19 protein-coding genes are annotated in these 21202 nt (G+C 70.7%); 16 read left to right on the plus strand and 3 right to left on the minus strand.

The features are described 5' to 3' along the window. Positions 1-8: 8 nt before the first annotated feature. The gene (locus tag QQM72_RS18795) at positions 9-671 is read right to left on the minus strand and encodes a potassium channel family protein (protein ID WP_314222019.1); all 663 of its coding nucleotides are present in this window, start codon (positions 669-671) and stop codon (positions 9-11) included. A 67-nt stretch (positions 672-738) separates the two neighbouring features. Between QQM72_RS18795 and QQM72_RS18800 the strand changes: the two genes are divergently transcribed. Continuing rightward, positions 739-1302 (plus strand): HIT family protein, encoded by a 564-nt coding sequence (locus tag QQM72_RS18800; protein WP_078615651.1) that lies wholly within the window; start codon positions 739-741, stop codon positions 1300-1302. 174 nt (positions 1303-1476) lie between these two features. Here QQM72_RS18800 and QQM72_RS18805 read toward each other — a convergent pair whose 3' ends face one another. Together QQM72_RS18805 and QQM72_RS18810 are read right to left on the minus strand one after the other, a co-directional pair. Then, positions 1477-3138 carry a hypothetical protein gene (locus QQM72_RS18805; protein WP_314222020.1) on the minus strand — a complete coding sequence of 554 codons (1662 nt, stop codon included), beginning with the start codon at positions 3136-3138 and terminating at the stop codon, positions 1477-1479. Positions 3139-3337: 199 nt separating this feature from the next. Continuing rightward, positions 3338-5533 carry an elongation factor G-like protein EF-G2 gene (locus QQM72_RS18810; RefSeq protein WP_314222021.1) on the minus strand — a complete coding sequence of 732 codons (2196 nt, stop codon included), beginning with the start codon at positions 5531-5533 and terminating at the stop codon, positions 3338-3340. Positions 5534-5752: 219 nt separating this feature from the next. Here QQM72_RS18810 and pgsA point away from each other — a divergent pair, with 219 nt between their 5' ends. The 15 genes from pgsA to QQM72_RS18885 all read left to right on the plus strand — a co-directional run bounded on the left by pgsA (position 5753) and on the right by QQM72_RS18885 (position 21152). After that, positions 5753-6514 carry a phosphatidylinositol phosphate synthase gene (pgsA, locus tag QQM72_RS18815; protein WP_314222132.1) on the plus strand — a complete coding sequence of 254 codons (762 nt, stop codon included), beginning with the start codon at positions 5753-5755 and terminating at the stop codon, positions 6512-6514. Next, positions 6511-7428: a phosphatidylinositol mannoside acyltransferase gene (locus QQM72_RS18820; protein WP_314222022.1), complete on the plus strand. Its 918-nt coding sequence runs from the start codon at positions 6511-6513 to the stop codon at positions 7426-7428. The genes pgsA and QQM72_RS18820 overlap by 4 nt, the downstream gene beginning before the upstream one ends. Continuing rightward, positions 7425-8594, plus strand: a complete 1170-nt coding sequence (locus QQM72_RS18825) for a glycosyltransferase family 4 protein (protein ID WP_314222023.1) — start codon at positions 7425-7427, stop codon at positions 8592-8594. Before QQM72_RS18820 ends, QQM72_RS18825 begins: the two co-directional genes overlap by 4 nt. Before the next feature lie 34 nt (positions 8595-8628). Beyond that, positions 8629-9180, plus strand: a complete 552-nt coding sequence (locus QQM72_RS18830; protein ID WP_314222024.1) for a LemA family protein — start codon at positions 8629-8631, stop codon at positions 9178-9180. A 265-nt stretch (positions 9181-9445) separates the two neighbouring features. Then, positions 9446-10357 carry a pyridoxal 5'-phosphate synthase lyase subunit PdxS gene (pdxS, locus tag QQM72_RS18835; RefSeq protein ID WP_171396135.1) on the plus strand — a complete coding sequence of 304 codons (912 nt, stop codon included), beginning with the start codon at positions 9446-9448 and terminating at the stop codon, positions 10355-10357. Positions 10358-10365: 8 nt separating this feature from the next. Next, complete coding sequence (gene pdxT, locus QQM72_RS18840) at positions 10366-10977, plus strand: pyridoxal 5'-phosphate synthase glutaminase subunit PdxT (protein ID WP_314222026.1); 612 nt, start codon at positions 10366-10368, stop codon at positions 10975-10977. Between the two features lie 74 nt (positions 10978-11051). Next, positions 11052-11804, plus strand: a complete 753-nt coding sequence (locus QQM72_RS18845; protein ID WP_028806682.1) for a YebC/PmpR family DNA-binding transcriptional regulator — start codon at positions 11052-11054, stop codon at positions 11802-11804. A 159-nt stretch (positions 11805-11963) separates the two neighbouring features. Next, positions 11964-12512, plus strand: coding sequence for a crossover junction endodeoxyribonuclease RuvC (ruvC, locus tag QQM72_RS18850; protein ID WP_314222027.1), 549 nt, complete (start codon positions 11964-11966; stop codon positions 12510-12512). Then, entirely contained in the window at positions 12509-13114 is a 606-nt protein-coding gene (gene ruvA / locus QQM72_RS18855; protein WP_314222028.1) for a Holliday junction branch migration protein RuvA, read from the plus strand. The genes ruvC and ruvA overlap by 4 nt, the downstream gene beginning before the upstream one ends. A 9-nt stretch (positions 13115-13123) precedes the next feature. Next, positions 13124-14182 (plus strand): Holliday junction branch migration DNA helicase RuvB, encoded by a 1059-nt coding sequence (gene ruvB / locus QQM72_RS18860; protein WP_314222029.1) that lies wholly within the window; start codon positions 13124-13126, stop codon positions 14180-14182. 175 nt (positions 14183-14357) lie between these two features. Then, positions 14358-14873, plus strand: coding sequence for a preprotein translocase subunit YajC (gene yajC / locus QQM72_RS18865; protein ID WP_314222030.1), 516 nt, complete (start codon positions 14358-14360; stop codon positions 14871-14873). A gap of 134 nt (positions 14874-15007) precedes the next feature. Then, the gene (secD, locus tag QQM72_RS18870; protein ID WP_314222031.1) at positions 15008-16786 is read left to right on the plus strand and encodes a protein translocase subunit SecD; all 1779 of its coding nucleotides are present in this window, start codon (positions 15008-15010) and stop codon (positions 16784-16786) included. A 3-nt stretch (positions 16787-16789) separates the two neighbouring features. Beyond that, complete coding sequence (secF, locus tag QQM72_RS18875; protein ID WP_314222032.1) at positions 16790-17902, plus strand: protein translocase subunit SecF; 1113 nt, start codon at positions 16790-16792, stop codon at positions 17900-17902. Then, complete coding sequence (locus tag QQM72_RS18880; RefSeq protein WP_314222033.1) at positions 17899-18447, plus strand: adenine phosphoribosyltransferase; 549 nt, start codon at positions 17899-17901, stop codon at positions 18445-18447. Before secF ends, QQM72_RS18880 begins: the two co-directional genes overlap by 4 nt. Before the next feature lie 182 nt (positions 18448-18629). After that, positions 18630-21152, plus strand: a complete 2523-nt coding sequence (locus QQM72_RS18885; RefSeq protein WP_020128837.1) for a RelA/SpoT family protein — start codon at positions 18630-18632, stop codon at positions 21150-21152. Positions 21153-21202: the final 50 nt, after the last annotated feature.

The following is a 21202-nucleotide window of genomic DNA, read 5'->3' on the forward strand; positions in this document are numbered from 1 at the left end:
CGGGGAGTTCACGTCCCCGGGGGCCCCACGTCGTCCCCGGCCCGTGCGAACCGCTGCATCAGGTACGACGAGAACGACCCGGTCACCGCACCCAGCAGGGCAAGGCCGCAGCCCATCAGGACCACCGCGACCAGCCGTCCCATCGAAGTCACGGGGACGACGTCGCCGTAGCCCACGGTCGCCAGGGTGGAGACCGCCCACCACAGTGCGTCGCCGAACGTACGGATCGACGCGCCCGGGGCGTTGTGCTCGTAGTGGTACACGGCAAGGGAGGCGGACAGACCGAGCAGTGTGGAGGACATTCCCGCGTACAGCATCACCCGTGCCTGGAGAGCCAGCCGGGGTGCCTGTTCGCGGCGGTCCTGCATGGCGTCGTAGACCCGCACGATGCGCACCGGCCGCAGCAGGGGCAGCACGACGACCAGCGAGTCCAGCCAGTGCCGGTGGACGAAGCCCGGGCCCTCGCCGCTCAGCCGCCAGCGCACCGCATAGTCCACGATGAACAGCGCCCAGGACCCGTACAGAACCGCCAGGCTCAGGTCGAGCACCGGCCCGGGCAGCCCCTCTCCCAGAATCCGTACGCCGTAGGAGACGAGGAAGAGCAGGGAGGCCACCGCGAGCGGGGTCCCCGCCCGCCGCTCCCAGCGTGCCGTCCGGTTGTCGTGGTCCACCGGCCAAGCTTGGCCGAGGCCCACTCGCCCGCAGCCCCGCCGACACGCCGCGAATGGGCGAAGCAATATGCTGCCTTGCATGACGAGTGAGCCGGAACAGCAGATCGGAGTGGGCACGCAGGACGCGTTCCAGCGTCTGTGGACGCCCCACCGGATGGCCTACATCCAGGGTGAGAACAAGCCGACCGGTCCGGGTGCCGACGACGGCTGTCCCTTCTGCTCGATCCCGGCCAAGTCCGACGAGGACGGGCTGGTCGTCCGACGCGGTGAGCATGTGTACGCGGTGCTGAACCTGTACCCCTACAACGGCGGCCACCTGATGACCGTCCCCTACCGGCATGTGGCCGACTACACCGACCTGACGGTGCCGGAGACCGCCGAGCTCGCCGAGCTGACGAAGCAGGCGATGACGGCCCTGCGCCTCGCGTCCGGCGCGCACGGCTTCAACATCGGCATGAACCAGGGAACCGTCGCGGGCGCCGGCATCGCCGCCCACCTGCACCAGCACATCGTGCCCCGCTGGGGCGGCGACACGAACTTCATGCCGGTGGTGGGCCACACGCGCGTCCTCCCGCAGCTCCTGGCGGACACGAGGAAAATGCTGGCGGAGGCCTGGCCGACACCGGCGTAGATCCTCGGCGGAGGCTTCCGGGCCGGCGGGGGACCGCGCAGCCGGCCCGGGAATTCCAGCCCGTCCGGCGTTCGAGGACGAGGCCGTCCAGGCCGAAAGCGGGGGGCTGGGGGCGCAGTCCCCAGAGACCGGTACCTCAAGACCCCCGCACGATTGCGGCCAACCGCGGGAGGCCTACGCGTCGTAGCTGTCGGCCTTACGCGGTGACACGTCCTGGACCGCACCGCTGAGGGCCGACGAGCGCGAGCTGAACTTGTCGATGTCCACGTCGTGTTCCTTGAGCACCTTGATCGCGGCCGTGTGCACCACGCGCAGCACCGGCGTGGCCGCGCGCAGCGCGTCGTCGGCCATGAAGCGGTGCCGCCAGGGCTGGTCGGCCCAGGCGTGCCGCAGACCGAAGGGCTCGGGCAGACCGATCGAACCGCCGAGCCACTTCAGCAGCGGCGGGTACCAGCTGATCGTCGCCCGCGCGGCCAGCCGGACCACCTCGTCGGCGGTGACCAGCGGGAGCTTGACCGTGCGTGTCTCCCAGAAGCGGACGCTCTTGGCGACCTCCTTGGTGGGGGCCTCGGACTTCGTGGTGAACAGGCCGTTCACGGGGCCCAGGGCGTGGCCGGTGACCTCGATGCGCAGCGTCTCGTGCAGCACGGTCACCGTGATCAGCATGGTGATGATCAACTGGCCGTCCCAGAGGGGCCACTGGACGCCCAGGTAGTGCCGGTCGCCGCCGCCGAACTGCTGGTTGTTGCAGATGTCCTCTATGGCCCTCGGCTTGACCTGGTACGCCTCGACGTCGGTGCCCTCCGGCCGGGCGACCGCCTTGGCGTTCTCGCCGACCGGGGTGACGATCCAGTGCCGGACCGAGGGCGGCGGGAAGCCGCCGGTCTTCAGGCTCTGTCGGGGCAGCAGCTTCAGCTGGTCGTGGATGGCCCGCACGACCGTCCAGCTGCGGAACTCGTGGACGCCCTTCACGGGGTCGAGCGGTGTCAGCTCCTCGGCGAGGTGCCAGGCGCCCCAGCGCGTGCCCATGCCGAGTATGCCCTTGGGGCCGGCGTAGAAGACGGAGTTGGACTGCTGTTCGGCGCTGAGCCGGGCCAGGGACTGGCGCAACTGCTCGGCCGCCGTCTGGTTCGGGCTGGTCGGCACGGCCTCGGGGACCTTGGCGCCGACGCTGCTGCCGGCCAGCAGGCCGTCCCAGCGCTGGCGCAGATCCGTCGCGGTGCCCTCGCAGATCCGCTTGGCCAGGAACCAGCCGGCCACGGGCGCCACGACGCACCCGCGCGCGTACCAGCCCACGAGGCCGCCGAACGGCATCTTGACCAGGAAGAGCACGGCGAGGGCGCCCACGGCGACGAGCAGGCCGGTGCCGATGCCGGAGACCCGCTTGTTGTCCAGCTTCCCCATGGTCGCCCGCAGTTGGAAGACCAGCAGCCACACCAGCAGACCGGGCAGGAAGAGCACACCGCACAGCAGCATCACGCCGGTCAGCTTCTGGTCGCGCTCGCGCCGGATGCGGTTGGCCGCGAGGCAGTGCTCGACGACGGCCTGCGGCTCACTGCCGAAGGACTGGATGAGCGGCTTGCGGCCGACCCCCAGCATGCGGTCGATCACCGCCTGGGAGAACGCCTCGCCGAGGTTGGGCCGGAAGATCTTGGCCCAGCTGCGGCCGGGATTGACCGCCGTCTGGTGCCACTCGTTGTCGGCCTTCTTGATGTCCTCGACCGGGTTGTCCCGGTAGGCCGCCGAGGCCAGGGCGAAGGTCGGTGTCTGCCCGCCGTCGCCCGTCTGCGGCACCTGTGGTCCGAAGATGTCCGCGTAACCGCTGTCAACGGTCATTCCCGCCCCCTGATCGCCGCCGCTCCCGCTTCTGCGGCTTTCCCGACTTCCGTACTTCGCACACCTGTTGATCAGGTCATCAGCGTATCCGCAGGCGGCGACATCCGTCGGCGGACGGCCGAAGCCGCCCGCCGAATCGGAGGGAAACGTTCCACTGCGGTGCCCCACCGGCCACTTGAGGGCCGGCGGGCATCAACCGTCAGCCGCTCTGGGCCTGTTGGCGGACCTTCTCGGCGACCTGTGCCGGCATCGGTTCGTGCCGGGCGTACGCGCGCTGGAAACGCGCCGTGCCGTGGGAGAGGGAGCGCAGGTCGACCGCGTACCGGCCGATCTCGATCTCGGGCACCTCGGCCCTGACGAGGGTGCGCCCGCCGCCGGTCTGCTCGGTGCCCAGCACCCGCCCGCGCCGCCCCGACAGATCGCTCATCACGGCGCCCACGTACGCGTCGCCGACCAGGACGGTCACCTCGGCCACCGGCTCCAGCAGATGGATCCGCGCCTCCGCCGCCGCCTCCCGCAGCGCCAGCGCGCCGGCCGTCTGGAACGCGGCGTCGGAGGAGTCCACCGAGTGCGCCTTGCCGTCGAGCAGGGTGATCCGGATGTCGACCAGCGGATGCCCGGCCTCCACCCCCTTGGCCGCCTGTGCCCGTACGCCCTTCTCGACGGACGGGATGAACTGCCGGGGCACCGCGCCGCCGACCACCTTGTCCACGAACTCGATGCCCGTGCCGCCCGGCAGCGGTTCCACCTCGATCTCGCAGATGGCGTACTGGCCGTGTCCGCCGGACTGCTTGACGTGCCGTCCGCGCCCGCCGGACTTCGCCGCGAACGTCTCCCGGAGGGGGACCTTGTGCGGGACGACGTCGACCTGGACCCCGTAGCGGGAACGCAGCCGTTCCAGGGCCACGTCCGCGTGCGCCTCGCCCAGGCACCACAGGACCACCTGGTGGGTGTGCTGGTTCTGTTCCAGGCGCATCGTCGGGTCCTCGGCGACCAGTCGGCCCAGGCCCTGCGAGAGCTTGTCCTCGTCGGCCTTGCTGTGCGCCTGGATGGCGAGCGGCAGCAGCGGGTCGGGCATCTGCCAGGGCTCCATGAGGAGCGGGTCGCCCTTGGCGGACAGGGTGTCGCCGGTCTCCGCGCGGCCGAGTTTCGCCACACACGCGAGGTCGCCCGCGATGCAGTGCGTCAGGTTCCGCTGCTGTTTGCCGAACGGCGCGGACAGGGCGCCGATGCGTTCGTCCACGTCGTGATCCTCGTGGCCGCGGTCGGCGAGGCCGTGCCCCGAGACATGGACGGTCTCGTCGGGGTGCAGGGTGCCGGAGAAGACCCGGACCAGCGAGACACGGCCCACGTAGGGGTCGGACGAGGTCTTCACGACCTCCGCGACCAGGGGTCCGTCCGGATCGCACGAGGTCAGCTCGCGCGGCTCGCCGTCGACCGTCGTCACGCGGGGCGCCGGGCGCTCCAGGGGCGTCGGGAAGCCCCTGGTGACCAGTTCCAGCAGCTCCACCGTGCCGAGGCCCTGCCGGGCGCCCTCGGCGGCGGGGGCGGCCGCCAGCACGGGGAAGAACGTGCCGCGCGCGACGGCCCGCTCCAGGTCCTCGATCAGCGTCTTGACGTCGATCTGCTCGCCGCCGAGATAGCGGTCCATGAGGGTCTCGTCCTCGCTCTCGGCGATGATCCCCTCGATCAGCCGGTTGCGGGCCGTCTCGATGTCCGGCAGCTGGTCCTCGCCCGGCTCGGACTCCTTGCGTTCGCCGGTGGAGTAGTCGAACAGCTTCCGGGACAGCAGCCCGGTCAGTCCGGTCACGGGCGCGTGCCCGTCGGGCCCCTCGGGCCCGTGCAGCGGCAGGTACAGCGGGAGGACCGCGTCCGGGTCGTCCCCGCCGAAGGCCTCGGCGCAGATGCGCGTCATCTCCTCGAAGTCCGCGCGGGCGGCCTCCAGGTGGGTGACGACGATCGCGCGGGGCATGCCGACGGCCGCGCACTCCTCCCACACCATCCGGGTCGAGCCGTCCACGCCGTCCGACGCCGAGACGACGAAGAGGGCCGCGTCCGCGGCGCGCAGACCGGCCCTGAGTTCTCCGACGAAGTCGGCGTATCCGGGGGTGTCGAGGACGTTGACCTTGATGCCGTCCCATTCCACGGGCACCAGGGAGAGCTGTACCGAGCGCTGCTGCCGGTGCTCGATCTCGTCGTAGTCGGAGACGGTGCCGCCGTCCTCCACGCGGCCCGCCCGGTTCACCGCTCCCGCCGTCAGCGCGAGAGCCTCCACCAATGTCGTCTTGCCCGATCCGCAGTGGCCGACCAGCACCACATTCCGTACGGACGCGGGGTGGTCGGCCGCTGTAGCCCTGCCGGCGGCTCCGGGATGTGCGTTCGCCTTGTCGCCCATTTTCCTTGCCTCCCGAACACGGTGAGGTCACTGGGGGCGCGGGCACGGCGGCCCCGCGTGCGATGGCGGCTCCGGCGACGCCCGCGGTCCTTCGAGCTTTCCACTCCCGCCACGGCGCGTCCATACGGCGGACGCGACGCGGCCGTGACCCGGATGCCGTCAGGCCGGGACACGGGGGTCCGGGTGCCCGACCGTCGCACACACGCGCGCGTGGCTACGATGGGCCAGCCGGCGGCCAGCAGGGGCCGCACGGCGACACCGACCCTCGGGAAGGCCATGCTGAACAAGTACGCGCGTGCATTCTTCACGCGTGTCCTCACACCGTTCGCCGCGTTTCTCATCCGCCGGGGTGTGAGCCCCGACACGGTCACGCTCCTCGGCACGGCCGGCGTGATCGCGGGCGCGCTGGTCTTCTACCCCAGGGGAGAGTTCTTCTGGGGCACGATCGTGATCACGCTCTTCGTCTTCTCCGACCTGGTCGACGGCAACATGGCCCGCCAGCTCGGCCGGACCAGCCGCTGGGGCGCCTTCCTGGACTCCACGCTGGACCGGGTCGCCGACGGCGCGATCTTCGGCGGCTTCGCGCTCTGGTACGCGGGCAACGGCGACGACAACGTCCTGTGCGCCGTCTCGATCTTCTGCCTGACCAGCGGCCAGGTGGTGTCGTACACGAAGGCCCGGGGCGAGTCGATCGGCCTGCCGGTCGCCGTCAACGGGCTCGTGGAGCGCGCCGAGCGCCTGGTGATCTCCCTGGTCGCGGCCGGCCTGGCGGGTCTGCACACGTTCGGCGTGCCCGGCATCCAGGTGCTGCTGCCGATCGCGCTGTGGATCGTCGCCGTCGGCAGCCTCGTCACCCTGATCCAGCGGGTCGTCACGGTCCGGCGCGAGTCGGCCGAGGCGGAGGCCGCCGCGGCCCAGGAGGCCCAGGACACCCCGGAGTCCCAGGGACACGAGGCGCAGGGGAGCGAGGCCGCGAAGTGAGCGCCCAGGAGCGCCTGGCCGACGCGCTGTACGGCCTCGGCTGGAGCACCGTCAAGAAGCTTCCCGAGCCCGTCGCCGTACGCCTCGGCCGCACCGTCGCCGACCTCGCCTGGAAGCGGCGCGGCAAGGGAGTGCGACGGCTGGAGAGCAACTACGCGCGCGTGGTGCCCGACGCGAGCCCCGAGCGCCTGGCCGAGCTCTCACGCGCCGGGATGCGCTCCTATCTGCGGTACTGGATGGAGTCCTTCCGGCTGCCGGCCTGGAGCGCCGAGCGGGTCCGCAACGGATTCGTCCCCAAGGACGTGCACCATCTGACCGACGGGATCGCCTCCGGCCGGGGCGTCATCCTGGCCCTGCCGCACATGGCCAACTGGGACCTGGCCGGCGCCTGGGTCACCACCGAGCTGCGGACGCCCTTCACCACGGTCGCCGAGCGTCTCAAGCCGGAGACGCTGTACGACCGGTTCGTCGCCTACCGCGAGGGCCTCGGCATGGAGGTGCTGCCGCACAGCGGCGGCAGCGCCTTCGGCACCCTGGCGAGGCGCCTGCGCGACGGCGGTCTGGTCTGCCTGGTCGCCGAGCGCGACCTGTCCGCCTCCGGGGTCGAGGTGGACTTCTTCGGGGACACCGCCACGATGCCGGCCGGACCCGCCCTGCTCGCCCAGCAGACCGGCGCTCTGCTGCTCCCCGTCACCCTCTGGTACGACGACACCCCCGTCATGCGGGGCCGGGTGCATCCCCCGGTCGAGGTACCCGAGTCAGGTACGCGGGCCGAGAAGACGTCCGTCATGACACAGTCGCTGGCAGACGCCTTCGCCACCGGCATCGCCGACCACCCGGAGGACTGGCACATGTTGCAGCGGTTGTGGCTCGCGGATCTGGAACCCCGCCCGTCGGACGGGGACCCCGCGTGAGAATCGGCATCGTCTGCCCGTACTCCTGGGATGTGCCGGGCGGCGTCCAGTTCCACATCCGCGATCTCGCCGAGTACTTCATCCGGCTCGGCCACGAGGTGTCCGTCCTGGCCCCGGCCGACGACGACACCCCGCTGCCGCCGTACGTCGTCTCGGCCGGCCGCGCGGTCCCCGTGCCGTACAACGGCTCGGTGGCGCGCCTCAACTTCGGTTTCCTGTCCGCCGCGCGCGTGCGGCGCTGGCTGCACGACGGCGCGTTCGACGTCGTCCACATCCACGAGCCGACCTCGCCGTCGCTCGGCCTGCTGACCTGCTGGGCGGCCTCGGGCCCGATCGTGGCCACCTTCCACACGTCCAACCCGCGCTCGCGCGCCATGATCGCCGCCTACTCCATCCTCCAGGCCGCCCTGGAGAAGATCAGCGCGCGGATCGCGGTGAGCGAGTACGCCCGGCGCACGCTGGTGGAGCACCTCGGCGGGGACGCGGTCGTCATCCCCAACGGCGTCGACGTCGACTTCTTCGCCAGGGCCGAGCCCAACCCCGAGTGGCAGGGCGACACGATCGGCTTCGTCGGGCGCATCGACGAGCCCCGCAAGGGCCTGCCCGTGCTGATGCGCGCCCTGCCGAAGATCTTCGCCGAGCGCCCGGACGCCCGGCTGCTGGTCGCCGGCCGCGGCGACGAGAAGGAGGCGGTGGAGAGCCTGCCCAAGGAGCTGCACGCGCGTGTGGAGTTCCTCGGCATGATCAGCGACGAGGACAAGGCGCGCTTCCTGCGCAGCGTCGACCTGTACGTCGCCCCCAACACCGGCGGTGAGAGCTTCGGCATCATCCTCGTCGAGGCCATGTCGGCCGGGGCTCCGGTGCTCGCCTCCGACCTGGACGCCTTCGCCCAGGTCCTCGACCAGGGCGCGGCCGGCGAGCTGTTCGCCAACGAGGACGCGGACGCCCTGGCCGAGGCGGCGGTACGGCTCCTGGGCGACCCGGAGCGCAGAGGCGAGCTGCGGGAGCGGGGCAGCGCGCACGTACGGCGCTTCGACTGGTCGACCGTCGGCGCGGACATCCTGTCGGTGTACGAGACGGTGACGGCCGGCGCGGCGGCGGTGGCGGCAGATGACGACCGTGGATCGCCGGGTCTGCGGGCCCGGCTCGGGCTGGCGCGGGACTGACCCCGCCCCGCCGACGTGAAGGTCACGGGTAGCCTTGCCGCCCGTGACCGCAACCCTGATCTGGACCCTGGTCGTCCTCGTCGCGATCGGCCTGTACCTGAGCTGGACGGCGGGACGGCTGGACCGGCTGCACGCCCGCATCGACGCCGCCCGCGCGGCGCTGGACGCACAGCTGCTGCGCCGGGCGTCCGTGGCCCAGGAACTGGCCACCTCCAAGGTGCTCGACCCTGCCGCCTCGATCGTCCTGTACGAGGCCGCGCACGCGGCGCGGCAGGCCGAGGAGGAGCAGCGGGAGGTCGCCGAGAGCGACCTCAGCCAGGCCCTGCGGGCCGTCTTCGCGGACGCGCGGCAGCTGGACGTCGTACGCGAGGCGCCCGGAGGAGACGCGGCGGCCCGCGAGCTCACCGAGGCCGTCCGCCGGGTCCCCATGGCCCGGCGCTTCCACAACGACGCCGTGGGCGCGGTCCGCAGACTGCGCGAGCACCGCAAGGTCCGCTGGTTCCGGCTGGCCGGCCACGCCCCGTTCCCGATGGCTTTCGAGATGGACGACGAACCGCCGCCCGCCCTCGCTGACCGCGCGGCCTGAGCCGAGGACGGAGGGCGGGCGCCGGTCCTGCCGCCGGACGGGCCCGGGGTGCCGGTCCGGGGTGCCGGTCCGGGAGAACTGCGACCAGGGAGAGCGGCGCGACCCGCGCGATCGGCCGGCGAGGCCGGTCGGTGGGGCCGGTGCGGGCCACATGATCCACCAAAAGGATCCACGGGCTTTCCATTGGCCCTTGCTGTGGACTGGTCCACTCGCGTTTCCTCGTTGCTGCCGAAGCCCCCCATTTTCCGACGAGTGAGGTCACCCCGTGTCCAGCACGATCTCCGAAAACCAGACCCCCGAGACCGGCACCGCGCGCGTGAAGCGCGGTATGGCCGAGCAGCTCAAGGGCGGCGTGATCATGGACGTGGTCAACGCCGAGCAGGCGAAGATCGCCGAGGACGCCGGCGCCGTGGCCGTCATGGCGCTGGAGCGGGTTCCTGCCGACATCCGCAAGGACGGCGGCGTGGCCCGGATGTCGGACCCCAACATGATCGAGGAGATCATCGAGGCGGTCTCCATCCCGGTGATGGCCAAGTCCCGTATCGGCCACTTCGTCGAGGCCCAGGTCCTCCAGTCGCTCGGCGTCGACTACATCGACGAGTCCGAGGTCCTCACTCCGGCCGACGAGGTCAACCACTCCGACAAGTGGGCGTTCACCACCCCCTTCGTCTGTGGCGCCACCAACCTGGGCGAGGCCCTGCGCCGCATCGCCGAGGGCGCCGCGATGATCCGTTCCAAGGGCGAGGCCGGCACCGGCAACGTCGTCGAGGCCGTCCGTCACCTGCGCCAGATCAAGAACGAGATCGCCCGGCTGCGCGGCTTCGACAACAACGAGCTGTACGCCGCCGCCAAGGACCTGCGCGCCCCGTACGAGCTGGTCAAGGAGGTCGCCGAGCTCGGCAAGCTCCCCGTGGTGCTGTTCTCCGCCGGTGGTGTCGCGACCCCGGCCGACGCCGCGCTGATGCGCCAGCTCGGCGCCGAGGGCGTCTTCGTCGGCTCCGGCATCTTCAAGTCCGGCGACCCGGCCAAGCGCGCCGCCGCCATCGTGAAGGCCACCACCTTCTACGACGACCCGAAGATCATCGCGGACGCGTCCCGCAACCTGGGCGAGGCCATGGTCGGCATCAACTGCGACACCCTGCCCGAGGCCGAGCGCTACGCCAACCGCGGCTGGTAGTCGCTGTCATGAGTCACGAAGCCCCCGTCATAGGTGTCCTGGCACTCCAGGGCGACGTCCGGGAGCACCTCATCGCCCTGGCCGCGGCCGACGCCGTGGCCAGGCCGGTGCGGCGCCCCGAGGAACTCGCCGAGGTCGACGGTCTCGTCATCCCCGGCGGTGAGTCGACCACCATCTCCAAGCTGGCCGTCCTCTTCGGCGTGATGGAGCCCCTTCGCGCGCGTGTGCGGGACGGAATGCCCGTCTACGGAACCTGCGCGGGCATGATCCTGCTCGCCGACAAGATCCTCGACCCGCGCTCGGGCCAGGAGACCGTCGGTGGCATCGACATGATCGTGCGCCGCAACGCGTTCGGGCGGCAGAACGAGTCCTTCGAGGCCGCCCTCGACGTGCACGGGATCGCGGGCGAGCCGGTGGAGGGCGTGTTCATCCGCGCCCCCTGGGTCGAGTCCGTCGGTGCCGAGGCCGAGGTGCTGGCCGAGCACGAGGGCCACATCGTGGCCGTCCGCCAGGGCAACGCGCTCGCCACGTCGTTCCACCCGGAACTGACCGGCGACCACCGTGTGCACGCCCTGTTCGTCGACATGGTGCGCGCGAACCGGGTGACGGACTCCTTGTAGGATCTGGGGGGTCCCCAGATCCCCGAGGTCTGCGGGAGTTCGGATCAGGCGGGTTACGCGAAGGAGACAGGCAGATGTCCGGCCACTCTAAATGGGCTACGACGAAGCACAAGAAGGCCGTGATCGACGCCAAGCGCGGCAAGCTCTTCGCGAAGATGATCAAGAACATCGAAGTCGCGGCCCGTACCGGTGGCGCGGACGTGTCCGGCAACCCGACGCTGTTCGACGCCATCCAGAAGGCCAAGAAGAGCTCGGTACCGAACAAGAACATCGACTCCGCGGTGAAGCGCGGCGCCGGTCTCGAGGCCGGCGGCGCCGACTACGAGACGATCATGTACGAGGGCTACGGGCCGAACGGCGTCGCGGTGCTCATCGAGTGCCTCACCGACAACCGCAACCGCGCCGCCTCCGACGTCCGCGTCGCCATGACCCGCAACGGCGGATCCATGGCCGACCCGGGCTCGGTGTCGTACCTCTTCAACCGCAAGGGCGTCGTCATCGTCCCCAAGGGTGAGCTGGCCGAGGACGACGTCCTCGGTGCCGTGCTCGACGCGGGCGCCGAAGAGGTCAACGACCTTGGTGAGACCTTCGAGGTCCTCTCCGAGGCCACAGACCTGGTCGCGGTGCGCACCGCGCTCCAGGAGGCCGGCATCGACTACGACTCCGCCGAGGCCAACTTCGTCCCGACCATGCAGGTCGAGCTCGACGAGGACGGCGCGCGGAAGATCTTCAAGCTGATCGACGCGCTCGAGGACAGCGACGACGTACAGAACGTCTTCGCCAACTTCGACGTCAGCGACGAGGTCATGGAGAAGGTCGACGCGTAGCCCCGCCGCGAGCTGAGCGGATCCGTCGGGCCGGTGGGGACACGTCCCACCGGCCCGACGTCGTTGTCGGTGGCAGCGGATAGCCTGGCGAACGTCAGAGATCACCGGCCACGTTCGATGGACCGCTGCGGCGGTCCGGCCGCGAAGAGGGGAAGGCCCGTGCGGGTATTGGGGGTGGACCCCGGACTGACGCGATGCGGCGTCGGTGTCGTCGAGGGGGTCGCGGGCCGGCCGCTCACCATGCTCGGCGTGGGTGTCGTACGCACGCCCGCGGACGCCGAGTTGGGGCAGCGCCTCGTCGGCATCGAACAGGGAATGGAGCGGTGGCTCGACGAGTACCGCCCCGAATTCGTCGCCGTGGAGCGCGTGTTCAGCCAGCACAACGTCCGCACGGTCATGGGCACCGCCCAGGCCAGCGCCGTCGCGATGCTGTGCGCCGCCCGCCGCGGCATCCCCGTCGCCCTGCACACCCCGAGCGAGGTCAAGGCCGCCGTCACCGGCAGCGGACGCGCGGACAAGGCCCAGATCGGCGCGATGGTCACGCGCCTGCTGCGGCTCGACGCGCCGCCCAAGCCCGCCGACGCCGCCGACGCCCTCGCGCTCGCCATCTGCCACATCTGGCGCGGCCCCGCGCAGAACCGGCTCCAGCGGGCCGTCGCCCTGCACACGGCCTCAGCACAGACGACACCGAAAGGCCGTACGACATGATCGCCTTCGTCAGCGGCACCGTCGCCGCCCTCGCTCCCGACACCGCCGTGGTCGAGGTGGGTGGCGTGGGCATGGCCATCCAGTGCTCGCCGAACACGCTGTCCACGCTCCGGCTCGGCCGGCCGGCCAAGCTCGCCACCTCCCTCGTCGTACGGGAGGACTCGCTGACCCTGTACGGCTTCGTGGACGACGACGAGCGCCAGGTCTTCGAGCTGCTCCAGACGGCGAGCGGGGTCGGCCCCCGGCTGGCCCAGGCCATGCTGGCGGTGCATGCGCCGGACGCCCTGCGCCGCGCGGTGGCCACCGGTGACGAGAAGGCCCTCATCGCGGTGCCGGGCATCGGCAAGAAGGGCGCCCAGAAGCTGCTGCTGGAACTGAAGGACCGCCTGGGTGAGCCGATCGGCGCCCCCGTGGTCGGCGCACCGGTCACCAGCGGCTGGCGCGACCAGCTGCACGCCGCCCTGATCGGCCTCGGCTACGCGAGCCGCGAGGCCGACGAGGCGGTCGCCGCCGTGACCCCGCAGGCCGAGGCCGCGGCCGGCGCGCCCCAGGTGGGCCACCTCCTCAAGGCCGCCCTTCAGACCCTGAACCGCGCCCGCTAGGAGACGTCAGTGAACTGGGACGACACGACCGAAGAGACCGCCCCGGAGCGGTTGGTCGGCTCTGTCGCCGACCGTGAGGACCAGGCGGTCGAGGCCGCGCTGCGCCCCAAGGACCTGGGCGAGTTCATCGGCCAGGAGAAGGTCCGCGAACAGCTCGACCTCGTCCTGCGCGCCGCACGCGCGCGTGGCGCCACCGCCGACCATGTGCTGCTCTCCGGCGCTCCGGGTCTCGGCAAGACCACCCTCTCGATGATCATCGCCGCCGAGATGGACGCTCCGATCCGCATCACCAGCGGCCCCGCCATCCAGCACGCGGGCGACCTCGCGGCGATCCTCTCCTCCCTCCAGGAGGGCGAGGTCCTCTTCCTCGACGAGATCCACCGCATGTCGCGGCCCGCCGAGGAGATGCTCTACATGGCGATGGAGGACTTCCGCGTCGACGTCATCGTCGGCAAGGGCCCAGGCGCCACCGCCATCCCGCTCGAGCTGCCCCCGTTCACGCTGGTCGGCGCCACCACGCGCGCGGGCCTGCTGCCGCCCCCGCTGCGCGACCGCTTCGGTTTCACGGCGCACATGGAGTTCTACGAGCCCGCCGAACTCCAGCGCGTCATCCACCGCTCCGCGGACCTGCTCGACGTGGAGATCGACACCGCAGGGGCCGCCGAGATCGCCGGCCGCTCCCGCGGAACCCCCCGGATCGCCAACCGCCTGCTGCGCCGCGTACGCGACTACGCGCAGGTCAAGGCCGACGGGATGATCACCCGCGCGATCGCGGAGGCCGCCCTGAAGGTCTACGAGGTGGACGGCCGCGGCCTGGACCGTCTCGACCGCGGGGTCCTGGAGGCCCTGCTGAAGCTGTTCGGCGGCGGCCCGGTCGGTCTGTCCACGCTCGCCGTGGCGGTGGGGGAGGAGCGTGAGACCGTGGAGGAGGTGGCCGAGCCCTTCCTGGTGAGGGAGGGACTGCTCGCCCGTACCCCGCGAGGGCGGGTGGCGACCCCGGCCGCGTGGGCGCACCTCGGCCTCACCCCGGCTCAGGGAAATGGACAACAGGACCTGTTCGGGGCGTGAGGCGCAGGACTGCGGCGGAGGTGTTGGCCGGGTCAGGAACCCAGGTGCCATGCTGAGCGTTGTTCCATGCGCGCGGACTCGCTTAGACTCCGCCGATGCCGCCGTTGTCGGCAGCACACAACCCCCATCCAACAGGCCGCTCCACCATCGCGGTCGTCCGAAGGAAGTCCGTCCCGTGAGTCCTGTGACCCTCCTCCCGTTCATCGTGCTCATCGGGGCCATGTTCCTGATGACCCGGTCGGCCAAGAAGAAGCAGCAAGCGGCCGCCAGCATGCGAAACGACATGCAGCCCGGAAGTGGTGTCCGCACCATCGGGGGCATGTACGCGACGGTGAAGGAGGTCAACGAGGACACGGTCCTCCTCGACGCCGGTCCGGGCGTCGACCTGCTCTTCGCGAAGAACTCCATCGGTGCCGTCCTGACCGACGACGAGTACAACCGCATCGTCCACGGCATCGAGCACGACCTGAAGTCCGACTCCGACGTCGTCCCGGACGACGCCTCCTCCCTCACCGGGTCCGCCGAGACCGACGACTCCGTCGACGAAGCTGCCGCCTCCGACGACAAGGCCGTCGACTTCGGCAAGAAGGACGCGACCGACGAGGTGCAGGAGAAGACCGCCGACGCCGAGCAGGCCGAGGCCGCCGGAGAGCCGAAGAAGACCGACGGCGACTCCGACGCGAAGAAGTAGCCGTGTCCCCGGCGCGCACGGGTCCCACCCGTCCGCGCCGGGGTCCGCGCATCTCGCCAGGGGATCCCGACACCATGTCATGGCCGCCGCCGCGCTGACCCGGCGCGAGGTGGCCCGAGAGGGAGTACGAGAAGGTGGCAGCACCTAAGAAGGGCCGGAGCGCGAGTGCCCAGAGCAAGCCAGGGCGCTCGCTGGTCCTGATCCTGATCGCCATCGTGGGGCTCACCGCAGGCATGTTCGCCTCCGGTCACACCACCCCGCGTCTCGGCATCGACCTTGCCGGCGGCACCAGCATCACGCTGAAGGCGAAGTCGGACCAGGGATCCGCGATCAACAAGGCCAACATGGACACCGCGGTCGAGATCATGAACCGCCGTGTCAACGGGCTGGGCGTCTCCGAGGCGGAGGTGCAGACCCAGGGCAGCGACAACATCATCGTGAACATCCCCAAGGGCACCAACTCGGAGAAGGCCCGGGAGCAGGTCGGCACCACCGCCAAGCTGTACTTCCGTCCGGTCCTGGCCCAGGAGGCCACCGGCTCCGCCGCCGCCTCGCCGAGCGCGTCCCCGAGCGGCTCCTCCAGCGCCTCTCCGAGCCCCTCGGCGAGCGCCTCCGGCACCGGTGAGAAGGCGACCTCCTCGTCCTCCCCGTCGGCCTCCGCCACCTCGCAGGGCCGCGCCGTCACCGACGGGCTGAAGGCCGACTCCACCCCGTCGGCCTCCGCGAGCGCCAAGGCGAGCACCTCCGCCAGCCCGTCGGCCTCCGCGAGCAGCGGTGCCGCCGTCACCGCGGACGACGCCGCGCTGCAGGCCAAGTACGCCGCCCTGGACTGCTCCAAGGAGTCGGTCCGGGCCAAGGCCGGCGAGGGCGTCAAGCCCGAGGACACGACCGTGGCCTGCGGTGAGATCGACAAGGTCTGGTACAAGTACCTGCTCGGCCCGGCCGCCGTGGACGGCACCGAGGTCGACAAGGCCAAGGCCGTCTACGACACGCAGACCGCCGCCGGCTGGCAGGTCACCATGGACTTCAACAAGTCCGGCGCCAAGAAGTTCGCCACGATCACCGGCCAGCTCGCGCAGAACACCCAGCCGCAGAACGAGTTCGGCATCGTGCTCGACGGCAACGTCGTCTCCAGCCCCTACGTGAGCTCCTCCATCACCGGCGGCCAGGCCCAGATCTCGGGCAGCTTCACGCAGGAGGAGGCCCAGGGCCTCGCCAACATGCTGTCCTACGGTGCGCTCCCGCTCTCCTTCCAGGAGCAGAGCGTGACCACGGTGACGGCGGCGCTCGGCGGTGACCAGCTGCACGCCGGTCTGCTGGCCGGCGCCATCGGCCTCCTGCTCGTCGTGATCTACCTGGTGGCCTACTACCGTGGCCTGGCGCTCATCGCGCTCGCCTCGCTGCTGGTCTCCGCGGCTCTCACCTACGTGCTCATGGCGCTGCTCGGCCCGGCCATCGGCTTCGCGCTGAACCTGCCCGCCGTCTGTGGCGCCATCGTCGCCATCGGCATCACGGCGGACTCGTTCATCGTGTACTTCGAACGCGTCCGCGACGAGATCCGCGAGGGCCGTACCCTGCGCCCCGCCGTCGAGCGGGCCTGGCCGCGTGCCCGGCGCACCATCCTGGTCTCCGACTTCGTGTCGTTCCTCGCCGCCGCGGTGCTCTTCATCGTCACGGTCGGCAAGGTCCAGGGCTTCGCGTTCACACTGGGCCTGACCACCGTCCTGGACGTGGTCGTGGTCTTCTTCTTCACCAAGCCGCTGATGACGCTCATCGCTCGGCGGAAGTTCTTCGCGAGCGGCCACAAGTGGTCCGGCCTCGACCCGAAGAGCCTGGGTGCCCAGCCGCCGCTGCGCCGCACCCGCCGTCCCGGCGGTCCCGCCGCCGGCCCCGTCGAGACGAAGGAGGCCTGAGCGATGTCGAAACTCGGTAACCTCGGCGCCCGGCTGCACCGTGGCGAGATCAGCTACGACTTCATCGGCCACCGCAAGCTCTGGTACGGCATCTCGATCCTGATCACCATCACGGCCATCGTCGGCCTGGCGGTGCGCGGCCTGAACATGGGCATCGACTTCCAGGGCGGCGCCGTCTTCACCACCGAGAAGACCAGCGTCTCCGTCTCCCAGGCCGAGGAGTACGCGAAGTCGGCATCGGGCCATGACGCGGTCGTGCAGAAGCTCGGCAACGGCACGATGCGCATCCAGATCGCCGGCATGGACATCAAGCAGTCCACCGCGATCAAGAACGACCTGGCCAAGGACTTCAAGGCCGACCCGGAGACGATCACCGCCGAACTGGTCGGTCCCAGCTGGGGCGACCAGATCGCCAGCAAGGCCTGGCAGGGCCTCGCGATCTTCATGGTGCTGGTCGTGATCTACCTGGCCATCGCCTTCGAGTGGCGCATGGCCATCGCGGCCCTCGTCGCCCTGATCCACGACATCACCATCACGGTCGGCATCTACGCCCTCGTCGGCTTCGAGGTGACGCCCGGCACGGTGATCGGTCTGCTGACGATCCTCGGCTACTCGCTGTACGACACGGTCGTCGTCTTCGACTCCCTCAAGGAACAGACGAAGGACCTCACCAAGCAGACCCGCTTCACCTACAGCGAGATCGCCAACCGCTCGATCAACGGCACCCTGGTCCGTTCCATCAACACCACGGTCGTCGCGCTGCTGCCGGTGGCGGGACTGCTGTTCATCGGCGGCGGCTTCCTCGGCGCGGGCACGCTCAACGACATCTCGCTGTCGCTGTTCGTCGGCCTCGCGGCCGGCGCGTACTCCTCGATCTTCATCGCCACGCCGCTCGTCGCCGACCTCAAGGAGCGCGAGCCGCAGATCAAGGCGCTGAAGAAGCGTGTCCTGGCCAAGCGCGCCCAGGCGTCGGCCGAGGAGGCGCCCGCACAGCACCGCGGCGACGACACCTACGGCCACGAGCCGGAGGACGCCGAAGCCGCGGTCGTCGGGCCGCGCAACCAGCCCGCTTCCCGGGGCCGGGGCCGTGGCCGTCCGTCGGGGAAGCGCCGATGACGGAGCTCACCGACATCACGGCGCTGCTGCACAGCCGCATCCGTGACGTGGCCGACTACCCGGAGCCGGGGGTGATGTTCAAGGACATCACCCCGCTCCTGGCGGACCCGGTGGCGTTCACGGCGCTCACCGAGGCGTTCGCCGGGATCGCCGAGCGCACCGGTGCCACCAAGGTCGTCGGGCTGGAGGCCCGGGGCTTCATCCTGGGCGCCCCGGTCGCCGTCCGGGCGGGCCTCGGCTTCATCCCCGTCCGCAAGGCCGGCAAGCTCCCCGGAGCCACCCTCGGCCAGGCCTACGACCTGGAGTACGGCTCGGCCGAGATCGAGGTGCACGCCGAGGACCTGTCCGCCGACGACCGGGTGCTGATCGTCGACGACGTCCTCGCCACCGGCGGCACCGCCGAGGCGTCGATCCAGCTCATCCACCGGGCGGGCGCCCAGGTCGCGGGCGTCGCCGTCCTGATGGAGCTGGGCTTCCTCGACGGCCGTCCCCGCCTGGAGGCGGCCCTCGGCGGAGCGCCTCTGGAGGCGTTGCTCACCATCTGAGCGCGGTCCCAGAATCCGTCTTACGCCAAGTGGGCGGGCCCGGAGGAATCCGGAGCCCGCCCCTTGTGTTTCTCCGGTAGACGGCCCTCACATCGGCCTGAAGGCGATCCTGGAGCTCAGGATCGCTACGATGGGTGCTCCGGAGCCTGACCGGGGACCCGGATCGCGCACGAGGAGTCCTCTTGCCAGACGAGGCCCAGCACCTGACCGCCGCCAAGCCCGAGTCCGCCTCGGGCCCCGCGGCCACGCCCGCGTCGCAGGCGAAGGACGACGGCCGTGGGGCGGTCGAGCACGACCGGTCCGCGCCGGTCGACAAGCCGGCCGAGCAGCCCCGGCCCAAGCCGGACCGGCCCGACGGCTCCTCGGTGGTGCCCGCCGGCCGGCCTGCCGCCGCGCAGCCTTCGGCCCGTTCCGGCTCCTCCAACCGCGTCCGCGCGCGCCTCGCCCGGCTCGGCGTCCAGCGCCAGAACCCGTACAACCCGGTCCTGGAACCGCTGCTGCGCATAGTGCGCAGCAACGACCCCAAGATCGAGACGGCGACGCTGCGCCAGATCGAGAAGTCCTACCAGGTCGCCGAGCGCTGGCACCGAGGTCAGAAGCGCAAGAGCGGCGACCCGTACATCACGCACCCGCTCGCGGTGACCACGATCCTCGCCGAGCTGGGCATGGATCCGGCCACGCTCATGGCGGGCCTGCTGCACGACACCGTCGAGGACACCGAGTACGGCCTGGAGGACCTGCGCCGCGACTTCGGCGACCAGGTCGCCCTGCTCGTCGACGGCGTCACCAAGCTGGACAAGGTCAAGTTCGGCGAGGCCGCGCAGGCCGAGACCGTGCGCAAGATGGTCGTCGCCATGGCCAAGGACCCGCGCGTCCTGGTCATCAAGCTCGCCGACCGGCTGCACAACATGCGCACCATGCGATACCTCAAGCGCGAGAAGCAGGAGAAGAAGGCGCGCGAGACCCTCGAGATCTACGCGCCGCTCGCCCACCGTCTCGGCATGAACACCATCAAGTGGGAACTGGAGGACCTCGCCTTCGCGATCCTCTATCCCAAGATGTACGACGAGATCGTACGACTGGTGGCCGAGCGGGCGCCGAAGCGTGACGAGTATCTGGCCATAGTGACCGACGAGGTCCAGGCCGACCTGCGCGCCGCGCGGATCAAGGCGACCGTGACCGGCCGCCCGAAGCACTACTACAGCGTGTACCAGAAGATGATCGTCCGCGGCCGTGACTTCGCGGAGATCTACGATCTGGTGGGCATCCGCGTCCTCGTGGACACGGTCAGGGACTGCTACGCGGCCCTCGGCACGGTGCACGCGCGATGGAACCCGGTCCCGGGCCGGTTCAAGGACTACATCGCGATGCCCAAGTTCAACATGTACCAGTCGCTGCACACGACGGTCATCGGCCCCAACGGCAAGCCGGTCGAACTCCAGATCCGCACCTTCGACATGCACCGCCGCGCCGAGTACGGCATCGCAGCGCACTGGAAGTACAAGCAGGAGGCCGTCGCCGGCGCCTCCAAGGTGCGCTCGGACCAGCCGAGGACCACCGGCAAGGACGACCACCTCAACGACATGGCGTGGCTGCGCCAGCTCCTCGACTGGCAGAAGGAGACCGAGGACCCCGGCGAGTTCCTGGAGTCCCTGCGCTTCGACCTGTCGCGCAACGAGGTCTTCGTCTTCACGCCGAAGGGCGACGTGATAGCGCTGCCGGCCGGCGCCACGCCCGTGGACTTCTCGTACGCGGTGCACACCGAGGTGGGCCACCGCACCATAGGAGCCCGCGTCAACGGACGCCTCGTCCCGCTGGAGTCGACCCTGGACAACGGCGACCTGGTGGAGGTCTTCACCTCCAAGGCGGCCGGGGCCGGGCCGTCCCGGGACTGGCTGAACTTCGTGAAGTCGCCGCGTGCCCGCAACAAGATCCGGGCCTGGTTCTCCAAGGAGCGCCGCGACGAGGCCATCGAGCAGGGCAAGGACGCCATCGCGCGCGCGATGCGCAAGCAGAACCTGCCGATCCAGCGGATCCTCACCGGTGACTCGCTGGTCACGCTGGCGCACGAGATGCGCTACCCGGACATCTCCTCGCTGTACGCGGCGATCGGCGAGGGCCATGTGGCCGCGCAGAACGTCGTGCAGAAACTGGTGCAGGCCCTCGGCGGCGAGGAGGCGGCCACCGAGGAGATCGACGAGACGGTCCCGTCCCGCAGCCGTGGCCGCAAGCGGCGCAGCAACCAGGACCCCGGTGTGGTCGTCAAGGGCGTCGACGACGTCTGGGTCAAGCTGGCCCGCTGCTGTACGCCCGTACCCGGCGACCCGATCATCGGCTTCGTCACGCGCGGTAGTGGCGTATCGGTTCACCGCAGCGACTGCGTCAACGTGGAGTCACTCTCCCGCGAGCCGGAGCGCATCCTCGAGGTCGAGTGGGCGCCCACCCAGTCCTCGGTCTTCCTGGTCGCCATCCAGGTCGAGGCCCTGGACCGGTCCCGGCTCCTCTCGGACGTCACGCGGGTGCTGTCCGACCAGCACGTCAACATCCTGTCCGCCGCGGTCCAGACCTCCCGCGACCGGGTGGCCACCTCCCGCTTCACCTTCGAGATGGGCGACCCCAAGCACCTGGGGCATGTCCTGAAGGCCGTACGCGGCGTGGAGGGCGTCTACGACGTGTACCGGGTGACATCGGCGCGCAGGCCGTAGCCGAGCACACGAGAGGCCCCCGTACGCGATGTACGGGGGCCTCTTCGCCG

It is taken from the genome of Streptomyces zaehneri (genome assembly GCF_032248645.1).
In the GTDB taxonomy this organism is placed as follows: domain Bacteria; phylum Actinomycetota; class Actinomycetes; order Streptomycetales; family Streptomycetaceae; genus Streptomyces; species Streptomyces coriariae.